Origin of the sequence: Sphingomonas sp. BK235, assembly GCF_004345855.1 — a bacterium.
GTDB lineage: Bacteria > Pseudomonadota > Alphaproteobacteria > Sphingomonadales > Sphingomonadaceae > Sphingomonas.
Genome location: NZ_SLXN01000001.1, coordinates 789,847 through 806,480, shown reverse-complemented (window position 1 = coordinate 806,480; position 16,634 = coordinate 789,847). Strand labels below are relative to the sequence as shown.

At 69.7% G+C, this 16,634-nt stretch carries 15 protein-coding genes and 2 tRNA genes; 4 read left to right on the top strand and 13 right to left on the bottom strand.

All coding sequences use genetic code 11. From position 1 onward, the window contains the following. Positions 1 to 31: 31 nt before the first annotated feature. The 4 genes from EV292_RS03715 to lon all read right to left on the bottom strand — a co-directional run bounded on the left by EV292_RS03715 (position 32) and on the right by lon (position 4,901). Positions 32 to 1,642 carry a hypothetical protein gene (locus EV292_RS03715; protein WP_132907801.1) on the bottom strand — a complete coding sequence of 537 codons (1,611 nt, stop codon included), beginning with the start codon at positions 1,640 to 1,642 and terminating at the stop codon, positions 32 to 34. Positions 1,643 to 1,945: 303 nt separating this feature from the next. Continuing rightward, positions 1,946 to 2,020 (bottom strand) — tRNA-Val (locus EV292_RS03710). Positions 2,021 to 2,071: 51 nt separating this feature from the next. Next, positions 2,072 to 2,344, bottom strand: coding sequence for an HU family DNA-binding protein (locus EV292_RS03705; RefSeq protein WP_132907800.1), 273 nt, complete (start codon positions 2,342 to 2,344; stop codon positions 2,072 to 2,074). 160 nt (positions 2,345 to 2,504) lie between these two features. Then, positions 2,505 to 4,901 carry an endopeptidase La gene (gene lon, locus EV292_RS03700; RefSeq protein ID WP_132907799.1) on the bottom strand — a complete coding sequence of 799 codons (2,397 nt, stop codon included), beginning with the start codon at positions 4,899 to 4,901 and terminating at the stop codon, positions 2,505 to 2,507. Positions 4,902 to 4,998: 97 nt separating this feature from the next. Here lon and EV292_RS03695 point away from each other — a divergent pair, with 97 nt between their 5' ends. Both EV292_RS03695 and EV292_RS03690 read left to right on the top strand, forming a co-directional pair. Then, complete coding sequence (locus EV292_RS03695; RefSeq protein WP_132908173.1) at positions 4,999 to 6,678, top strand: M1 family metallopeptidase; 1,680 nt, start codon at positions 4,999 to 5,001, stop codon at positions 6,676 to 6,678. Beyond that, entirely contained in the window at positions 6,648 to 6,908 is a 261-nt protein-coding gene (locus tag EV292_RS03690; protein ID WP_132907798.1) for a hypothetical protein, read from the top strand. Before EV292_RS03695 ends, EV292_RS03690 begins: the two co-directional genes overlap by 31 nt. A gap of 65 nt (positions 6,909 to 6,973) precedes the next feature. On the opposite strand, the gene EV292_RS03685 is transcribed toward EV292_RS03690, so the two are convergent. The 6 genes from EV292_RS03685 to EV292_RS03660 form a co-directional block, all read right to left on the bottom strand. After that, positions 6,974 to 8,074: an ionic transporter y4hA gene (locus tag EV292_RS03685; protein WP_243693582.1), complete on the bottom strand. Its 1,101-nt coding sequence runs from the start codon at positions 8,072 to 8,074 to the stop codon at positions 6,974 to 6,976. Positions 8,075 to 8,367: 293 nt separating this feature from the next. Beyond that, complete coding sequence (clpX, locus tag EV292_RS03680) at positions 8,368 to 9,633, bottom strand: ATP-dependent Clp protease ATP-binding subunit ClpX (RefSeq protein WP_132907797.1); 1,266 nt, start codon at positions 9,631 to 9,633, stop codon at positions 8,368 to 8,370. A 255-nt stretch (positions 9,634 to 9,888) separates the two neighbouring features. Next, positions 9,889 to 10,578 (bottom strand): ATP-dependent Clp protease proteolytic subunit, encoded by a 690-nt coding sequence (locus EV292_RS03675; protein ID WP_207913325.1) that lies wholly within the window; start codon positions 10,576 to 10,578, stop codon positions 9,889 to 9,891. A 56-nt stretch (positions 10,579 to 10,634) separates the two neighbouring features. Next, complete coding sequence (locus tag EV292_RS03670; RefSeq protein ID WP_132907796.1) at positions 10,635 to 11,597, bottom strand: glycosyltransferase family 2 protein; 963 nt, start codon at positions 11,595 to 11,597, stop codon at positions 10,635 to 10,637. Positions 11,598 to 11,730: 133 nt separating this feature from the next. Continuing rightward, positions 11,731 to 13,431, bottom strand: coding sequence for a trigger factor (gene tig, locus EV292_RS03665; protein WP_132907795.1), 1,701 nt, complete (start codon positions 13,429 to 13,431; stop codon positions 11,731 to 11,733). A gap of 58 nt (positions 13,432 to 13,489) precedes the next feature. Further along, positions 13,490 to 13,574, bottom strand: a tRNA-Leu gene (locus EV292_RS03660). A gap of 112 nt (positions 13,575 to 13,686) precedes the next feature. Between EV292_RS03660 and EV292_RS22495 the strand changes: the two genes are divergently transcribed. Continuing rightward, positions 13,687 to 13,848: a hypothetical protein gene (locus tag EV292_RS22495; RefSeq protein ID WP_165927005.1), complete on the top strand. Its 162-nt coding sequence runs from the start codon at positions 13,687 to 13,689 to the stop codon at positions 13,846 to 13,848. An 11-nt stretch (positions 13,849 to 13,859) separates the two neighbouring features. Beyond that, positions 13,860 to 14,060: a hypothetical protein gene (locus EV292_RS03655; RefSeq protein ID WP_132907794.1), complete on the top strand. Its 201-nt coding sequence runs from the start codon at positions 13,860 to 13,862 to the stop codon at positions 14,058 to 14,060. A 39-nt stretch (positions 14,061 to 14,099) separates the two neighbouring features. Here EV292_RS03655 and EV292_RS03650 read toward each other — a convergent pair whose 3' ends face one another. Genes EV292_RS03650 through EV292_RS03640 form a run of 3 tightly spaced genes read right to left on the bottom strand, consistent with a single transcriptional unit; the run spans position 14,100 to position 16,560 of the window. Then, positions 14,100 to 14,705 (bottom strand): hypothetical protein, encoded by a 606-nt coding sequence (locus EV292_RS03650; RefSeq protein WP_132907793.1) that lies wholly within the window; start codon positions 14,703 to 14,705, stop codon positions 14,100 to 14,102. Between the two features lie 11 nt (positions 14,706 to 14,716). Continuing rightward, positions 14,717 to 15,886 (bottom strand): M48 family metallopeptidase, encoded by a 1,170-nt coding sequence (locus tag EV292_RS03645; RefSeq protein ID WP_132907792.1) that lies wholly within the window; start codon positions 15,884 to 15,886, stop codon positions 14,717 to 14,719. After that, on the bottom strand, positions 15,886 to 16,560 hold the full coding sequence (locus EV292_RS03640) for a hypothetical protein (RefSeq protein WP_347812571.1): 675 nt from the start codon (positions 16,558 to 16,560) through the stop codon (positions 15,886 to 15,888). Before EV292_RS03640 ends, EV292_RS03645 begins: the two co-directional genes overlap by 1 nt. Between the last annotated feature and the right edge of the window lie 74 nt (positions 16,561 to 16,634).

Genomic DNA, 16,634 nt, shown 5'->3' with positions numbered 1-16,634 from the left:
TCCGCCGAGCTTCACGAGGGCTGATGGCGCCTCAGCGGCCCTGGCACTGGAAGTAGACCGAGTTGAACGTCGGCGGGCCGACGTCCTGCAGCGCGCTGTCGGCGGCCCGGATCGTCGTACGCGTCGCGCCGTCGCCGGCACCCGCGATGATGTTGACGCACGCCGCGCCCGCGGCGCTCTTCACGATGCCGTTGACGAAGGCGAAGTCCGCACCGCCGCGCAGGCGGATCGCGGCGGGCGCCGAGGTCGTCTGAACGAAGGTGAAGTTGGCGTAGCGACCATAGGTGCGCGGCAGCAGGTCCTCGGCGCCGTTGGAGTCGATCTCGGTCGCGAAGGAGTCAGCGGTGGAGCCCGACGGCTTCTGCGCGGCGATGATGAACTGCATGAAGCCGCGCCAGCCATTGTCGACGTCGAAGCCGTCGTCGTCGGCGCCGGTCACGACGAAATTGCGCAGGTTGGTGGTGCCGCCGAAGATCTCGACGCCGTCATCCGACGAATTGTGGCTCTGGACGTGGTCGATCGTGGTGCCCGAACCGGTGCCGCCGAGCGTCAGGCCCTGGAGCTCGTTGCCCTCGCTGATCGCGATGCCGGTGTAGCGGATCTGGACGTACTGGAGCGTGCCCGAACTGTCGGCCTGGCTGGTGCCGCCGTAGAAGCGCCCGGTCACGCCCTCGATCGCCTGCTGGCAGGTCGCCGAGCTGCCGTTGGCGTCGTTCGGGCCGGTGCCGGCGGCGCACACCGCGGTGGGCGCGCGGCCGAGCAGCACCACACCGCCCCACAGGCCCTGGGTCGCGTCCGACACGCCGTTGCTGGCGAGATTCTGCTGCGCGGTGAAGATGATCGGCGCATCGGCGGTGCCGACCGCGTTGAGCTTGCTGCCGCGGTTGACGAGCAGCAGGTCGTTGGACGCCTCCGACGCGTCCGCGGCGAGCACCACGCCGGGCGCGATCGTCAGCGTCACGCCGGTGGCGCTGTTGATGTCGCCCACCTCGGTCTGGCCGCGGAAGCGGTAGACCACGCCCGCGATCTTGGGCAGCGTCAGGTCGGACGTGACCACCTGCGGCAGGCGGCAGATGCGGAAGGTCTGCACGATGCCGTCGTCGGTGAGCCCGGTCGGGCAGGTCGCGGACGATCCGCCGGTGCCGACCGCCGGCACCGCGGTGCAGCTCGCGCTGTTGAGGAAGCTCGCCGCGGTGGAACTGCATGTCCAGCCCGAGAAGGCCGCGTCGTTCGGGCCGCTCAGCGCGCCGACATAGCTGGTGTTCTGGATGAAGCTGCTGTTGCCGAGCACCGTCTGCGGGTTGCTCGCGGTCGCGAGCGAGGTGCCGCTGATCGGGTAGACGCCGTTGAGCGTGCTGCCGAAGCCCTGCAGATTGTTGTTCTGGCCGGCGTTGAGGAGCGCGACCTGCTCGTCCGCGGTGATCGTCACGCCCGACTGGGTGGTGGCCAGCGCGATCTGCGCATTGGTCAGCGCGGTCGGTGCGACCGGGCCGGTCGGGGTCGGCGTCGGCGACGGCTGGACGATGGTGATCGGCAGGCTGCCCGCGCCCGGCGAGGCGACGTCGTCCGCCCCGCACGAGGCGAGGAACAAGGTGGCGGAGGTCGCCAGCAGGAACTTGCTGCGACGGCTGAAGCTGACCATGACTCACTCCCTTTGAGGACGAGCCCCGCGTCGGGGCCCGGTGCGGCGAGTCGAACAATGTGCGCCCGCTCGCTCCCTGAGCAGCGCCGCTAGGCGGTGAGCATGACAGCTGAATGAGTCTTCAGAGACGTTTCCGCGACACCTCCGTTACGGTTGCGTGACATACGAGCCGGCGCCCCGATCTGGCACAGGTCACCCCGCGGCCGGTTGGTAGCGCTACAACACGGCGCGGCGCTCCACGCCGCGCCATAACGACGAACCCCGCCGGTCAGGGTGACCGGCGGGGTTCGTGGTTCGATCGGATGGTGGGCGCGACAGGGATTGAACCTGTGACCCCACCCGTGTGAAGGGTGTGCTCTACCGCTGAGCTACGCGCCCATCCGCGTCGGGAGCGGCGCACCTATTAGAGCGCGCCGCCCCTGTCCAGCATTAATTGAGCGAGTCCTTGAGCACCTTGCCCGCCTTGAACTTGGGCTGGCTCGACGCCTTGATCGTCATCGGCTCGCCGGTGCGCGGGTTGCGCCCGGTCGAGGCCTTGCGGCGGCTCACCGCGAACGTACCGAAACCGACCAGTCGCACCTCGTCACCCTTCTTGAGGCACGCGGAGATCGTGTCGAACACCGCCTCGACCGCGCGGCTCGCCTCGCTCTTGCCGAGCCCGGCCGCCGTCGCGACCTGCGCGATCAGTTCCTGTTTGTTCATGCGAAAAGACCCCGTTCCTTACCGTTACGCATTCGTGATGGATTCGCGGAGCGTGGCCCGCATCCCTCCAGTAAGGCGCGCGCGCCGGCCTGAGTCAAACGAAACCGCCGCGCCCCGAGGTGGGACGCGGCGGCGACAAGTTGCCCGGAGTTAAGCTGGGTTAGTGATGCAGCTCACCGCCGATCGGGGTGATCGGAGCGGGCGGCAGCGCCGCCAGCTCGTCCGCCTCGGTCCAGTCGATCGCCTCGAGCGGGTGAGTCAGCGCGAGCTTGAGCACCTCGTCGACATGGCTGACCGGCACGATCCGCAGCCCCTCGCGGATGTTGGCCGGTATCTCTGCGAGATCCTTCTCATTCTCCTTCGGGATCAGCACCGTCTCGATGCCGCCGCGCAGCGCCGCGAGCAGCTTCTCCTTGAGCCCGCCGATCGGCAGCACGCGCCCGCGCAGCGTCACCTCGCCGGTCATCGCCACTTCCTTGCGCACCGCCACGCCGGTCAGCGTCGAGACGATCGAGGTGACCAGCCCGATGCCCGCCGACGGACCGTCCTTCGGCACCGCCCCCTCGGGCAGGTGGATGTGGATGTCCTTGCGGTGGAACAGGCTGGGCTTGATCCCGAACGAGGGCGCGCGCGCCTGGACGAAGCTGTAGGCGGCCTGGACCGACTCCTTCATCACGTCGCCGAGCTTGCCGGTGACCTTGGCCTGACCCTTGCCGGGTACCGTCACGCTCTCGATCGTCAGCAGCTCGCCGCCGACCTCGGTCCAGGCGAGGCCGGTGACCGCGCCGATCTGGTCCTCGGTCTCGGACAGGCCGTGGCGGAATTTCTGCACGCCCGCGAACTCCGCGAGATTGTCCGGGGTCACCGTGACGCTCTCCACCTTGCCCTCGAGGATCTGGCGCAGCGCCTTGCGGCACAGCTTGGCCACCTCGCGCTCGAGCGTGCGCACCCCCGCCTCGCGCGTGTAGCGCTGGATCAGCGCGCGCAGTCCTTCGTCGGTGAGCGTGAACTCGCCGGGCTTGAGCCCGTGCGCCTGCACCTGCTTGGCGATGAGGTGGCGCTCGGCGATCTCGACCTTCTCGTCCTCGGTATAGCCCTCGAGCCGGATGATCTCCATGCGGTCGAGCAACGGCTGCGGCAGGTTGAGCGAGTTGGCGGTGCAGACGAACATCACGTCGCTGAGATCGATGTCGATCTCGAGATAATGGTCGTTGAAGCGCGCGTTCTGCTCGGGATCGAGTACCTCGAGCAGCGCCGAGGCCGGGTCGCCGCGGAAGTCCTGCCCGAGCTTGTCGATCTCGTCGAGCAGGAACAGCGGGTTGCTGGTCCCCGCCTTCTTGAGGTTGGTGACCACCTTGCCCGGCAGCGAGCCGATATAGGTGCGGCGATGGCCGCGGATCTCGGCCTCGTCGCGCACGCCGCCGAGCGACTGGCGGATGAACTCGCGCCCGGTCGCCTTAGCGATGCTCTTGCCCAGCGAGGTCTTGCCCACGCCGGGCGGGCCGACGAGGCACAGGATCGGCCCCTTCAGCTTGTTGGTGCGCGCCTGCACCGCGAGATATTCGACGATCCGGTCCTTGACCTTCTCGAGCGCGTAGTGATCCTCGTCCAGCACCGCCTGCGCGGCGGCGATGTCCTTCTTGATCTTGCTCTTCTTGCCCCAGGGCAGGCCCAGCAGCACGTCGAGATAGTTGCGCACCACGGTCGCCTCGGCGCTCATCGGCGCCATGGTCTTGAGCTTCTTCAGCTCGGCGGTCGCCTTGGTGCGCGCCTCCTTGGAGAGCTTGAGCGTGGCGATCTTCTGGGTGAGCTCGGCGATCTCGTCGCCCTCGCCCTCCTCGCCCTCGTTGCCCAGCTCGCGCTGGATCGCCTTGAGCTGCTCGTTGAGATAATATTCGCGCTGCGTCTTCTCCATCTGGCGCTTGACGCGGCTCTTGATCTTCTTCTCGACCTGGAGAACGCCGAGCTCGCCCTCCATCAGCGCATAGGCCATCTCGAGCCGCTTGAGCGGGTCGGCCTCCATCAGCAGCGCCTGCTTCTCGGCGACCTTGACCTGGATGTTGCCGGCGACCGTGTCGGAGAGCTGCCCGGCGGCCTCGATCTCGGCCAGCTGCGCCGCCAGCTCGGCGGGGAGCTTGCGGTTGAGCTTGGCATAATTCTCGAACTGATCGACCACCGAGCGCATCAGCGCGGCCAGCTCCGGCCCCTCCACCTCGGCATCGGCGACCGGCGCGACCGTGGCGGTGAGATAGGCGCCGCTCTCCTCCAGCGTCTCCAGCGTGGCGCGGGCCTTGCCCTCGACCAGCACGCGCACCGTCCCGTCGGGCAGCTTGAGCAGCTGGAGCACGGTGGCGGTGACCCCCATCGTGTAGAGGTCGTCGCGCGCGGGATCGTCCTCGCCGGGATCGAGCTGCGCGACCAAATAGATCTCCTTGTCCGCGGCCATGGCGGCTTCCAGCGCGGCGACCGACTTGTCGCGCCCGACGAAGAGCGGCACGATCATGTGCGGGAAGACGACGATGTCGCGAAGCGGCAGTACGGGGAAAGTGGACGTCATGGATACTCCGGCGCCGTCCGACGAGGACGGCCAAGGCGCTTTATATGGTGTGCCGCGGCGCCGCATCAATCTGGCAGTGTGGGTCGCGTCGATCGCGATGGCCGCGGGCGGGACGGCGCAGGCCATCGGCGCTGTGCCGGAGAAGGGCGAGCCGCCGATCAGCGCGCAGACCCAGGTGTCCGGCGGCGTCCGACCGCCCGACCAGGCCGCGCTGCGGCTCGACGCCGCCGACCTGTGGTTCGCGCTCGACCCGGCGACGCGGACGCTGAGCGCGCGCGCGCGGCTGACGCTGCGGGCGACGGCCGCGATCCCGCGCCTGCTGCTCGATCTCGACTCGAATTATCACGTTCGCTCGGTGCGCGTCGGCGGTCGCTCGCTGCGCGCGGGCGCGATCAGCCGGCCCGACGGCCGGATCGCACTGGCCGTGCCGCTCGCCGCGCGCGCGACCGCGACCGTCGAGATCGTCTATGACGGCACGCCGCACGTCGCGGTCAACGCGCCGTGGGACGACGGCATCGTCTGGTCGACCACGCCCGATGGCCGCCCGTGGGTCGCCACCACGACCGAGGGCTATGGCTGCGACCTGTTGTGGCCGTGCCTCGACTTCCCCGAGGGCGAGCCGGGCGAGGCCCTGCTCCACATCACCGCGCCCGAGGGGTTGAAGGCGCCCTCGAACGGTCGCCTGCTCCGGGTCGAGCCGCTGCCCGACGGCCGCAGCGTGTGGCACTGGCGCGCGCGCCAGCCCAACACCTATGCGATCGCGATCAACCTCGGCCCCTATGAGGTGATCGAGGGAACGTACCGCAGCCGCTACGGCAACGCGATCCCGATGGCTTATTGGTATCTGCCCGGCGAGGAGGCGCAGGCCCGCGCATTGTTCGCCGAGTTCGCGCCGACGCTCGACTTCTTCGAGGCGGTGATCGGCCCCTATCCCTTCGGCGACGAGAAGCTCGGCGTGGTCGAGACGCCGCACAAGGGCATGGAGCACCAGACGATCAACGCTTATGGCAACGGCTATGCCAAGGCGCCCGAGGGGTTCGACTGGCTGTTCCACCACGAACTGTCGCATGAATGGTTCGGCAACCAGCTGACCGCGGCCAATTGGGACGATTACTGGCTGCACGAGGGGTTCGGCAGCTACATGCAGCCGCTGTACGGCCGCTGGCGCGAGGGCGAGGCGCGCTATGCGGTGATGCTCGAGGCACAGCGCAACCAGATCGCGAACCGCGCGCCGATCGTGCGCGACCGCGTGCTGACCGAGGAAGAGGTCTATGAGCCCGCCAAGGGCGGCGCGGGCACCGACATCTATTACAAGGGGTCGTGGACGCTCCACACCCTGCGCTGGCTGATCGGCGACGCCGCTTTCTACGAGTCGGTGCGTCGGCTGGTCTACGGCCGCCCGGACCCGCGCCCCGGCAACTTCCGCCCGCGCTACGGCGCGACGCGCGCGTTCGAGGCGATCGTCGCGCGCGTGACCGGCAAGGACTATGGCTGGTTCTTCGACACCTATCTGCGCGACCGCGCGTTACCCGAACTGGTCACGACGCGCGACGGCGACACGCTGCGGCTGGCGTGGACGACCGAGCGCCCGCGCGCGTTCGCGATGCCGGTCGAGGTGCAGGTCGGCGACACGGTCCGCCGCGTCGCGGTGCCGGGTGAGTTGCGCGTCCCCGCGGGCGCGCGCGTCACGATCGACCCGGCGGCGCGCGTGCTGCGCCGCTCGGTCGCGGTGGAGGAGTATCAGGCATGGCGCGCGCGACCGACGACCTCGAAGTGAGCCGGCTGCTGGCGCGGCGCGGCGCCGAGATGGCGGCGGTGTTCATGATCGGCGACGGCCTGCTCGGGCTGCTCCAGCCGCGCCGCCACGTCGCATTGTGGCAGAAGCGTGCGCTCGGCGCAGAGGCGCTGGTCGCGCCCTTCGTCGGCCGGCCCGGGCGGCGGCGCGCCTATGCGGTGCTGCAGATCGCCGCCGGCATCGCGCTGGCGGCCCGACAGCGGGCGCGGTGAGGCAAGGCGTCCGCTCCATCGCCGGCGTGCTCCTGCGCCATCCCTTCGGCGGCCAGCCACCGCCTTCACGGCACCACGGTCGTGAACAGATAGACCGCGAAGATCATCAGGTGCACCGCGCCCTGGAGCACCGTGGTCCGCCCGTTGCCCAGTGAGATCGTCGCCACGAACAGCGACAGCGCGAGCAGCGTCAGGCTCTTCGCGCCGATCCCGAGCGCGAGCGGCAGGTCGAGCACCAGGCTGACGATCGCCACCGCCGGGATGGTCAGCCCGATCGTCGCCAGCGCCGAGCCGAGCGCGAGGTTGAGGCTGGTCTGGATGCGGTTGCGCCGCGCCGCGCGGAAGGCGGCAAGGCTCTCCGGCGCGAGCACCAGCGCCGCGATCACCACGCCCACCACCGCGAGCGGCAGCCCGGCGTCGAGCACCGCGCGCTCGATCGTTGCCGACAGCGCCTTGGCGAGCAGCACCACCGCCACCAGCGCGACGAGCAGCAGCGCGAAAGCGAGCCAGGTGGTGCGCGCGTCGGGGATCGCGCCGTGATCGTCCTCGCCCTCGGCGCTGAGGAAATAATCGCGGTGGCGCAGCGTCTGCACCATCACGAACACGCCGTAGAGGAACAGGCTGACCACCGCGACGAGGATGAGCTGCGAGGTGGAATAGCTCGGCCCCGCCACGGTCGAGGTGTAATTGGGAAGGACCAGCGTCAGGATCGCGAGCGCGGCGAGCGTACACAGCGCCGCGCTGGCGCCTCGCAGCGAGAAGCGCTGCTCGCCGTGGATCACCCCGCCCGCCATCAGGCACAGGCCGATGATGCCATTGAGGATGATCATGATCGCGGCGAAGACCGTGTCGCGCGCCAGCGCCGAGGCGTCGCCCGCGTCCGAGAGCATCAGCGAGACGATCAGCGAGACCTCGATCACGGTCACCGCGATCGCGAGCACCAGCGTGCCGAACGGCTCGCCGACGCGGTGCGCCACCACCTCGGCGTGGTGGACCGCGGCGAGCACCGCGCCGAACAGGATCACCGCCGCCGCGATCGTGCCCGCATTGCCGAACTTGGCGAGGCTGGCGAGCACCGCGACGACGCCGGCGAGCGGGAAGCCGACCGCCCACCAGGGCATCAGCGTGGGGGGCGGCGGCAGCGGGGCGTCGGTCGTCGTCTCCATGCCCGAGGGAATGCGCGAGCGGGGCGGTGCGATCCGCCGGACATGATAAGCAAAGAAGAAGGGCGCCGCGGTGGTGCCGCGACGCCCTGCGTGGGGCTCAGACGAAGACCGAAAGGACGCGCTTCGATGTAGCCGCGTCCTCTCTCCCGGCGTCAGCCAGAGCTTGTCTCAGGATCCACCGCTCGCCCTACGCCCGCTTTCCCGAACAAGCGGCACGGTGGATCCCGGAGCAGGTCCGGGGTGACGGGAAGTTCCGGACGAACCCGCCGCTCTCCACCGCGGCGAAGGTACGATCAGGCGACCTCGCCGGCCTTCTTCTTCTCGGCGTAGACGCGCACCGGCTCCTTGCGCCCCTCGACCACGTCGCGATCGATCATCACCTCGTCGACCGAGTCCATCCCCGGCAGGTCGAACATCGTGTCGAGCAGGATGCCCTCGAGAATCGACCGCAACCCGCGCGCGCCGGTCTTGCGCTCGATCGCCTTCTTGGCGACCGTGGTCAGCGCGTCGTCGGTGAAGCCGAGCTTGACCTCCTCCATCTCGAACAGCTTCTGATATTGTTTCACCAGCGCGTTCTTGGGCTCGGCCAGGATCTTGACCAATGCCGGCACGTCGAGATCCTCGAGCGTCGCGATCACCGGCAGGCGGCCGACGAACTCGGGGATCAGGCCGAACTTGAGCAGATCCTCCGGCTCGGTCTGGCGCAGCACCTCGCCGGTGCGCTTCTCCTCGGGCGAGGCGACATAGGCGCCGAAGCCGATCGACTTGCCCTGGAGACGATCGCCGATGATCTTCTCGAGCCCCGAGAAGGCGCCGCCGCAGATGAACAGGATGTTGGTCGTATCGACCTGGAGGAACTCCTGCTGCGGGTGCTTACGACCGCCCTGCGGCGGGACGCTCGCGGTGGTGCCCTCCATGAGCTTGAGCAGCGCCTGCTGCACGCCCTCGCCCGAGACGTCGCGCGTGATCGAGGGATTCTCGGCCTTGCGGCTGATCTTGTCGATCTCGTCGATGTAGACGATGCCGCGCTGCGCGCGCTCGACGTTATAGTCGGACGCCTGAAGCAGCTTGAGGATGATGTTCTCGACGTCCTCGCCGACATAGCCCGCCTCCGTCAGCGTCGTCGCGTCCGCCATGGTGAAGGGCACGTCGAGGATGCGCGCGAGCGTCTGCGCCAGCAGCGTCTTGCCGCAGCCGGTCGGGCCGACGAGCAGGATGTTGCTCTTGGCGAGCTCGACGTCCGCGCCCTTCGCGCCGTGGTTGAGCCGCTTATAGTGATTGTGCACCGCCACCGACAGCACGCGCTTGGCCTGCTTCTGCCCAATGACGTAATCGTCGAGCACGTCGCAGATCTCCTGCGGGGTCGGCACGCCGCCGTCCTTCTTCGCGACCAGCGCCGACTTCGTCTCCTCGCGGATGATGTCGTTGCACAGCTCGACGCACTCGTCGCAGATGAACACGGTGGGGCCGGCGATCAGCTTGCGCACCTCATGCTGCGACTTGCCGCAGAACGAGCAATAGAGCGTGCTCTTGCTATCGCCGCCACTGAGTTTCGTCATTCAGATCATCCTTCGTCGCAGGCATGGCGCCTGCCCTGGGCGCGGCGCAGGCTACCGCACTGCACCTTAAGCAACAACGTACAAAGCCGCGAAATTCTGGCCATCACCGAGGCGGTCACGCGTTGTCGCCGAACCGCAATATCTATCCTCCGCCCCGCGGCTTCAAGGGCGTAGCGGCGCGGCGCTGACCCGCGGCGCCGAGCCCGCCGTCGCGGGCGACCGGCGCGCCGCGGTCGGCCGCGCCGATCGACCGGATCACGCCGCGGCGCTGACGTCCTCGCTCGGCACCGGACGCTTGTCGAACACCTCGTCGATCAGGCCGAACTCCTTGGCTTCCTCCGCGCTCATGAACTTGTCGCGGTCCATCGCGCGCTCGATCTCCTCGAGCGGCTTGCCGGTGTATTTGGCGTACAGCGTGTTGAGGAAGTGGCGCATGCGCAGGATCTCGCGCGCCTGGATTTCGATGTCGGCGGCCATGCCCTGCGCGCCGCCCGAGGGCTGGTGAATCATGATGCGGCTGTTCGTCGTGGCGACGCGCATGCCCGGCTCACCCGCGGCGAGCAGGAACGAGCCCATCGACGCGGCCTGGCCGATGCAGAGCGTGCCGACGCGCGGACGAATGTACTGCATCGTGTCATGGATCGCCATGCCCGCCGTGACGACACCGCCCGGCGAATTGATGTACATGAAGATGTCCTTCTTCGGGTTCTCCGACTCGAGGAAGAGCAGCTGGGCGCAGATCAGCGAGGCCATGCCGTCCTCGACCCCGCCGGTGACGAACACGATCCGCTCGCGCAGCAGCCGGGAGAAGATGTCGAACGAGCGCTCGCCGCGGTTCGACTGCTCGATCACGATGGGGACGAGCCCGGCCTGGGTCTGCTGCATGCCGACGCCGGCGCGCGCCAAGGCGCCTGCGAAATCGCCGGTCTCGAACGGATTGTGCATGGAATAACTCTCTTATGCCCTCAAGGCGGCCAACATCGTCGCTCGCCGCAGCTTGTTCAAGCCCCGTCACCGGGCGTCCGCGCGGGCGCGGGGTGCGCCAGATAGGCGAGCCGCCGCACCTCGCGCCGGCCGCGCACCACCGTATCGAGGATCAGCCCGGCGAAGCCGCACAGCGCCGCCAGGATCATCAGCCCGGTCACCAGCACCGCGGTCGGCAGCCGCGGCACCAGCCCGGTGTGCGCGTAGGTCACCGCCAGCGGCGCGGCGAGCACCACCGCCAGCAGCGCCAGCAGCGCCCCCGCCCCGCCGAAATACCAGAGCGGTCGCTCGATCCGGTACAAGGTCGCGATCGTGCGCAGGATGCGCCAGCCGTCGCTATAGGTGCTGAGCTTCGACACCGAGCCCTCGGGACGCGCGTAATAAGGCGTCTCGACCTCGCCGAGCGGCATCTTGAGCTCGAGCGCGTGGACGCTGATCTCGGTCTCGATCTCGAAGCCGACCGACAGCACCGGGAAGCTCTTCACGAAGCGCCGCGAGAAGACGCGATAGCCGCTGAGGATATCGCTGAAGCTGCGCCCGAACAGCCGTGTCAGCATGCCGGTGAGCAGCGCATTGCCGAGGCGATGGCCGCGACGATAGGCCGCCGCCGCCTCGCCCACGCGCGTGCCGACGATCATGTCGAGCTGCTCGTCGAGCACGCGCGCTACCATCACCGGCGCCGAGGCGGAGTCATAGGTCGCGTCGCCGTCGGCCATGACATAGACGTCGGCGTCCACGTCGGCGAACATGCGCCGCACCACCGCGCCCTTGCCCTGGATCCGCTCGGTGCGCACCACCGCCCCGGCGGCGCGCGCGACCGCGACGGTGCGGTCGCGGCTGTTGTTGTCGTAGACGTAGATGGTCGCGGCCGGCAGCGCGCGGCGGAAGCCGGCGATCGTGTCGGCGATCGCGGCCTCCTCATTGTAGCACGGCAGCAGTACCGCCACGCGCGGCGCCGTGACCGACTCGTCCCCTGTCATTGCCCGTCCCATCCCCTGCGCGTTGGCGCGCGACATCCGACACCGTAGACGATGTTCACCACCGAAACGTGAAAAAGCCGGGCTGCGTCGCGGCAGCCCGGCTCGATCATCGGCGCGACGGCGCGTCCGCCGCTTACTCGGCCTTCTTGGCGCGGCTACGCTTGGGCGCGGGCGCGTCGGCGGCCTCCGTACCCGCCGCGGCCTCGGCCGCCGCCGGATCGGACTCCACCACCTGAGTCTCCTCGCTCACCGGCGCCGCCTTCTTGGCGCGCGGCTTCTTGGCGGGTGCCTCGGCCGCGGGCTCGGCCGGCGCCGCCTCGGTTGCAGGCTGCTCGCTCTTGGCGGCGGCCTTCTTCGCGGCGGGCTTCTTCGCCGCGGGCTTCTCGTCCGCGGGCGCCGCCTCCGCCGCGTCACCCTCGGCCTTGGCCGCGGGCTTCTTCTTGGCGCGGGTCTGCTTGGGCTTGTGGTTGTCGTGATCGTGGTGGTGCGTCCCGGTCGCGAAACCGTCCTCGCTCTCGATCGCCGCCTCCAGCTCCTCGCGCGTGGTCTCGCGCTCGGTCACCTCGGCCTTGTCGAAAAGGAAGTCGACGACCTTGTCCTCGTACAGCGGCGCGCGCAGCTGCGCGGCGGCCATCGGATCCTGCTGGATGTACTGGACGAAGCGCTGCTGGTCCTCGCCGCGATACTGCTGCGCGGCCTGGGCGATCAGCCGGTTCATCTCCTGCTGCGACACTTCGACGCCATTGGCCTGGCCGATCTCGCTCAGCAGCAGCCCGAGGCGGACGCGGCGCTCGGCGATCTTGCGATAGTCGTCGCGCTCGGCCTCCATCTCGGCCAGCGCCGCCTGCGGATCGGGCTCGTGCGTCGCCTCGTGCTGGAGCTGCTGCCAGATCTGGTTGAACTCGGCCTCCACCATCGACGGCGGCACCTCGAAATCATGCCCCTCGGCGAGCTGGTCGAGCAGCTTGCGCTTCATATAGGTGCGCGTGAGCTGGTTGTGCTCCTGCTCGATCTGGCCGCGCAGCAGCCCGCGCAGCTGGTCCAGGCTCTCCAGCCCGAGCGCCTTGGCGAGCTCCTCGTCGATCGCGCTCTCGGCGGCGGTCTTCACCGCCTTGATCGTCAGGTCGAACGTCGCCTGCTGGCCGGCCAGTTCCTTGGCGCCGTAATCCTCGGGGAAGGTCACGGTGATCTGGCGCTCGTCGCCCGCCTTGACGCCGACGACCTGGTCCTCGAAGCCCGGGATGAGCTGGCCCGCGCCGAGCTCGACCGCCATGTCGCTGCCGGTGCCGCCCTCGAAGGCGACGCCGTCCAGCGTCTTGCCGACGAAGTCCATCGTCACCTGGTCGCCGGTCTCGGCCGCCTTGTCACCAGCGTCCTCCCAGCGCTTCTGCATGTCGGCGAAGCGCTTGAGCTGGACGTCGATCGCCGCGTCGTCGACCGGCACGGTGAGACGCTCCAGCTTCAGCCCCTCGATCGCGGGGGCCGGAACCTGCGGCAGCACCTCCAGCTCGACCTTGAGCTCGGCGTCCTTGCCCGCCTCATAGCCCTCGGTCAGCTCGACCGACGGCTGCATCGCGGGGCGCAGCTGCTTCTCGCTGATCAGCGCCTGGATGCCCTCCTGGATCGAGGTGTTGAGCGCGTCCTGGTGCAGCGCCGGGCCGTGCATCTTGCGCACGAGATTGGCGGGCACCTTGCCGGGGCGGAAGCCGGGCATGCGGATCTGCGGCGCGACGCGCTTCAGCTCGGCATCGACCCGCCCCGCGATCGCACTGGCGGGGATGGTCACGGTGTAGGCGCGCTTCAGGCCCTCGTTCAACGTCTCGACAGTCTGCATAGGCCGCTTTCGTCTGGAATAGGATGAGTGATGGCCACCCCGCGTGAAGCGCGGGGACTGGTGCGGGCGAAGGGACTCGAACCCCCACATCTTGCGATACCAGAACCTAAATCTGGCGCGTCTACCAGTTCCGCCACGCCCGCAAGTCGGACACCGCCGGTCGGCGGGCTCTATACCGCGGGCGCGGCCGGAGCAAGCGCCGTGAACGGGCAACTCCGCGCGCGGCGATACGTTGACCCGTAAAGGAGAAAAGCGATGGCCACCAACCCCGTCAGCCCGCCCGACGTGCCGCAGCCGACCTCACCCGGTACGCCCGACGCGCCGCCGCCCGAGATCAACCCGCCCGGCCCCGACATCGACGTCCCCGCCCCCGGCGCGCCCGCGGGCGACCCGGCCCCGGCCAACCCCAGCATCTGAGCGAGACCGACATGACCGAGCGAGAGATCGACCCCATCCCGAACCGCGACGACGAGCGCCCCGACCTCCAGCAGGCGGTCGAGGCGCGCAGCGACGCCGTCGCGCGCGGCGAGGGCGGCAAGGAGCCCGCGCGCTTCACCGACACCGGCGCGTTCGACGGCAACAGCGGCACCGGCGGTGAGGTGAAGAACCAGGATTACGATCAGCAGTGAGGCGGAACGGAGCCGGCCGGGGCGCTCGCGTCGGCCGGCTCAGCGGAAGCGTGCGGACGCGGCGAGTCGGCGCCAGCTCTCCAGATCGCGCGCGTAATAATGGATCGCGGGCGCCTCGTAGCTCATCCAGTACAGCTTCTTCCCGCGGATGGTCGCGAGCGCCTCGCCGTGCCGCTCCACCTCCTCGTCCTGGCGCGTGAAGGTGTAGCGAAAGCGGATCGCGCGCTCGCCGTCGATCAGCGCTGGCTCGGCCGAGTCGATCGTCATCACCGCGGCGCCCAGCGCGATGCGATAGCTCTTCTCGACGAGATCGGGCACGTCGGTGAGCAGCATCGTCGTGGAGAAATGCGGCAACGGCCGATCGCGCTTCGACACCTCGCGGAACAGCGGCCGACCGCTCTCGATCGCGCCGCAGAAGGTGACCGCGTTGAGCGCCGCGCCGTCGAGCGTCCAGCGGTCACAGCGCGGCCCCGGCCCCCAGCCCAGCTCGTTCCACTCGCGGTCGGGCGTCACCGTCAGCGTGTCATGCGCCACCGCGACCGGGTGGCCGGCGTCGATCAGGCGATTGCCCGCGCAGGCAGGCGTGGCGGTGGCGAGGAGCAGCAGCGCGCACGCGCCCAGCGAGCGGTTCGTCGAGCGGTTCATCGCGCGATCCTTCACGAGACGAGCGCGCGCACCATCGCGGCGTCGCCGGCGGCGGGCGCGAGCTCGAGATAGCGCCGCAGCTCGGCGCGCCCCGCCTCCGCCTCGCCACCGCGCAGCAGCGCCATGCCGAGCCCCCTGTGGCTCTCGGCGTGGCGCTGGTCGAGCGCGAGCGCCTGACGGTAGAAGTCGGCCGCGGCCACCAAATCGCGGGGATTGCCACGCTGGCGGTAGAGTTCGGCGCGCGCGAACAGCAGATCCTCGCTCCAGCCGTCCTGTGCCAGCTGGCCGAGCAGATAGTCGGTGCCGCCGAAATCGTTGAGCTTGATCTGATCGGCCAGGAACGCCGCGCGCCACGGCCGCAGCGCCGCGGCATAGGCGGCCGCCTCGGTCACGCCCCCGGCGGGCAGCGACGCCGCGGCGGCGCGCAGCGCGGTCATGCGCTGCAGGTCGGTCGGATGTGTGTCGAGGAGGTGGACCCCGTCGTAGCGGCGCGAGCGCTGTTTGCGCCCCGTCGCCCTGGCGTCGGCCTCGTCCATCTGCCGGCCCCAGACCTCGGCGACGCGGCGCGGATCATAGCCCGCGGCGGCGACGAAGCGGAGGCCGAGCGAGTCGGCCTCGCTCTCCTGCGCGCGGCTGAACGAATAGGTGCTGGCCGTCGTGAGCAGCCCGACCAGCGGCGCCGCCCCGCCCGCGAACAGCGCCGTCCAGGCGGCGAGATCGCTGGCGCCGAGTTGGCGATGCTGGAGCGCCAATAGATGGCGCTGCTCGAAATGCGCGAACTCATGCCCCAGCACCGCGCCGAGTTCGGCCTCGTCGCGCACGCGCAGCAGCAGCCCGCTCCACACCGAGATCGCGCCGTTGGGATGGGTGGTGGCGTTCATCGCCGGGATGCGGAGCAGGTACAGCCGGGCGGCGTGGCAGCGTTCGTCGCCGACGGTGCGGCATAGCACGTGGCGGACATAGGCGTTGAGCGCGACGTCGTCGATCAGCAGGTGCGAGTCGCGCAGCTGGCGCTCGTCCTCGTCGGCCTGCATCCAGAGTCCGCGTTCCGCCGCGGTGCGGGGCTGATAAGCGCCGGCGAAGGGCGGCAGCGTCGGCTCGGCCGCTCGCGCCGCGACGGACTCGATCGGAAGGCAGAGTGCGGCGAGCGCGAGCGCCACGCGGACGATCGGACGCGGCATCAATGCGCCTCCGGCGAGGCGGCGGGAGCGGCAGGCACCTCGGCGCGACCCGGGAAGCCTTCGAGCAGCTCGGCGACCCGCTTGGCGGCGCCGTCGGGCGTACGCACGTCCCCGCCCATCTGCCGGTCGGCGTTGAGCCACACCAGATCGCCGGTGCGCAGGTCGACCAGCCCGGCATAGCCCGTGTGCTCGCCCGATCTGACCCCGACTCCGACCGTCACCGCGGCGAGCAGCTGGAAGATCTTGCGCCCGGTCGAGCCATAAGCGTCCTCGGTGTCGACGAAGAGCGCATAGTCGCACCCCTGCCCGCGCGCGATCCGCGCCACGTCCGGGCCGAGCGTCCAGTCGAACTGGCCGGCGCGCTTCTTGGTCGGCAGCCGATTGCCCCTGAAGAACTGATAGTCGATCACCGACTGGGCGACCACCGCGAACAGCGCCTGATAGTCGGCGACCAGCCGCGTGTCGGCGCCGATCGCCTCGGGCGCGCGCACCACTTCATTGCCGAGCGTGCGCTGCGACGCCGCCAGCGCGGCGTCGATCTGCTCGCGCGCCTGCGCGGTCCAATCGGCATTAGCCTGGAACAGACCCGCGGTCGACTGCGCACCGACCGTGATACGCGGGCGCAGCAGCAGGATATGCGCCGTGCCGCGCGGCAGCGTGAAGCCCGGCCGCACCGCCGATCGCTCCTGCGCCGACGCCGGCCCAGCGGCCCCGACAGCGAGCGCGACACAGCAGGCCGTCACGGCCG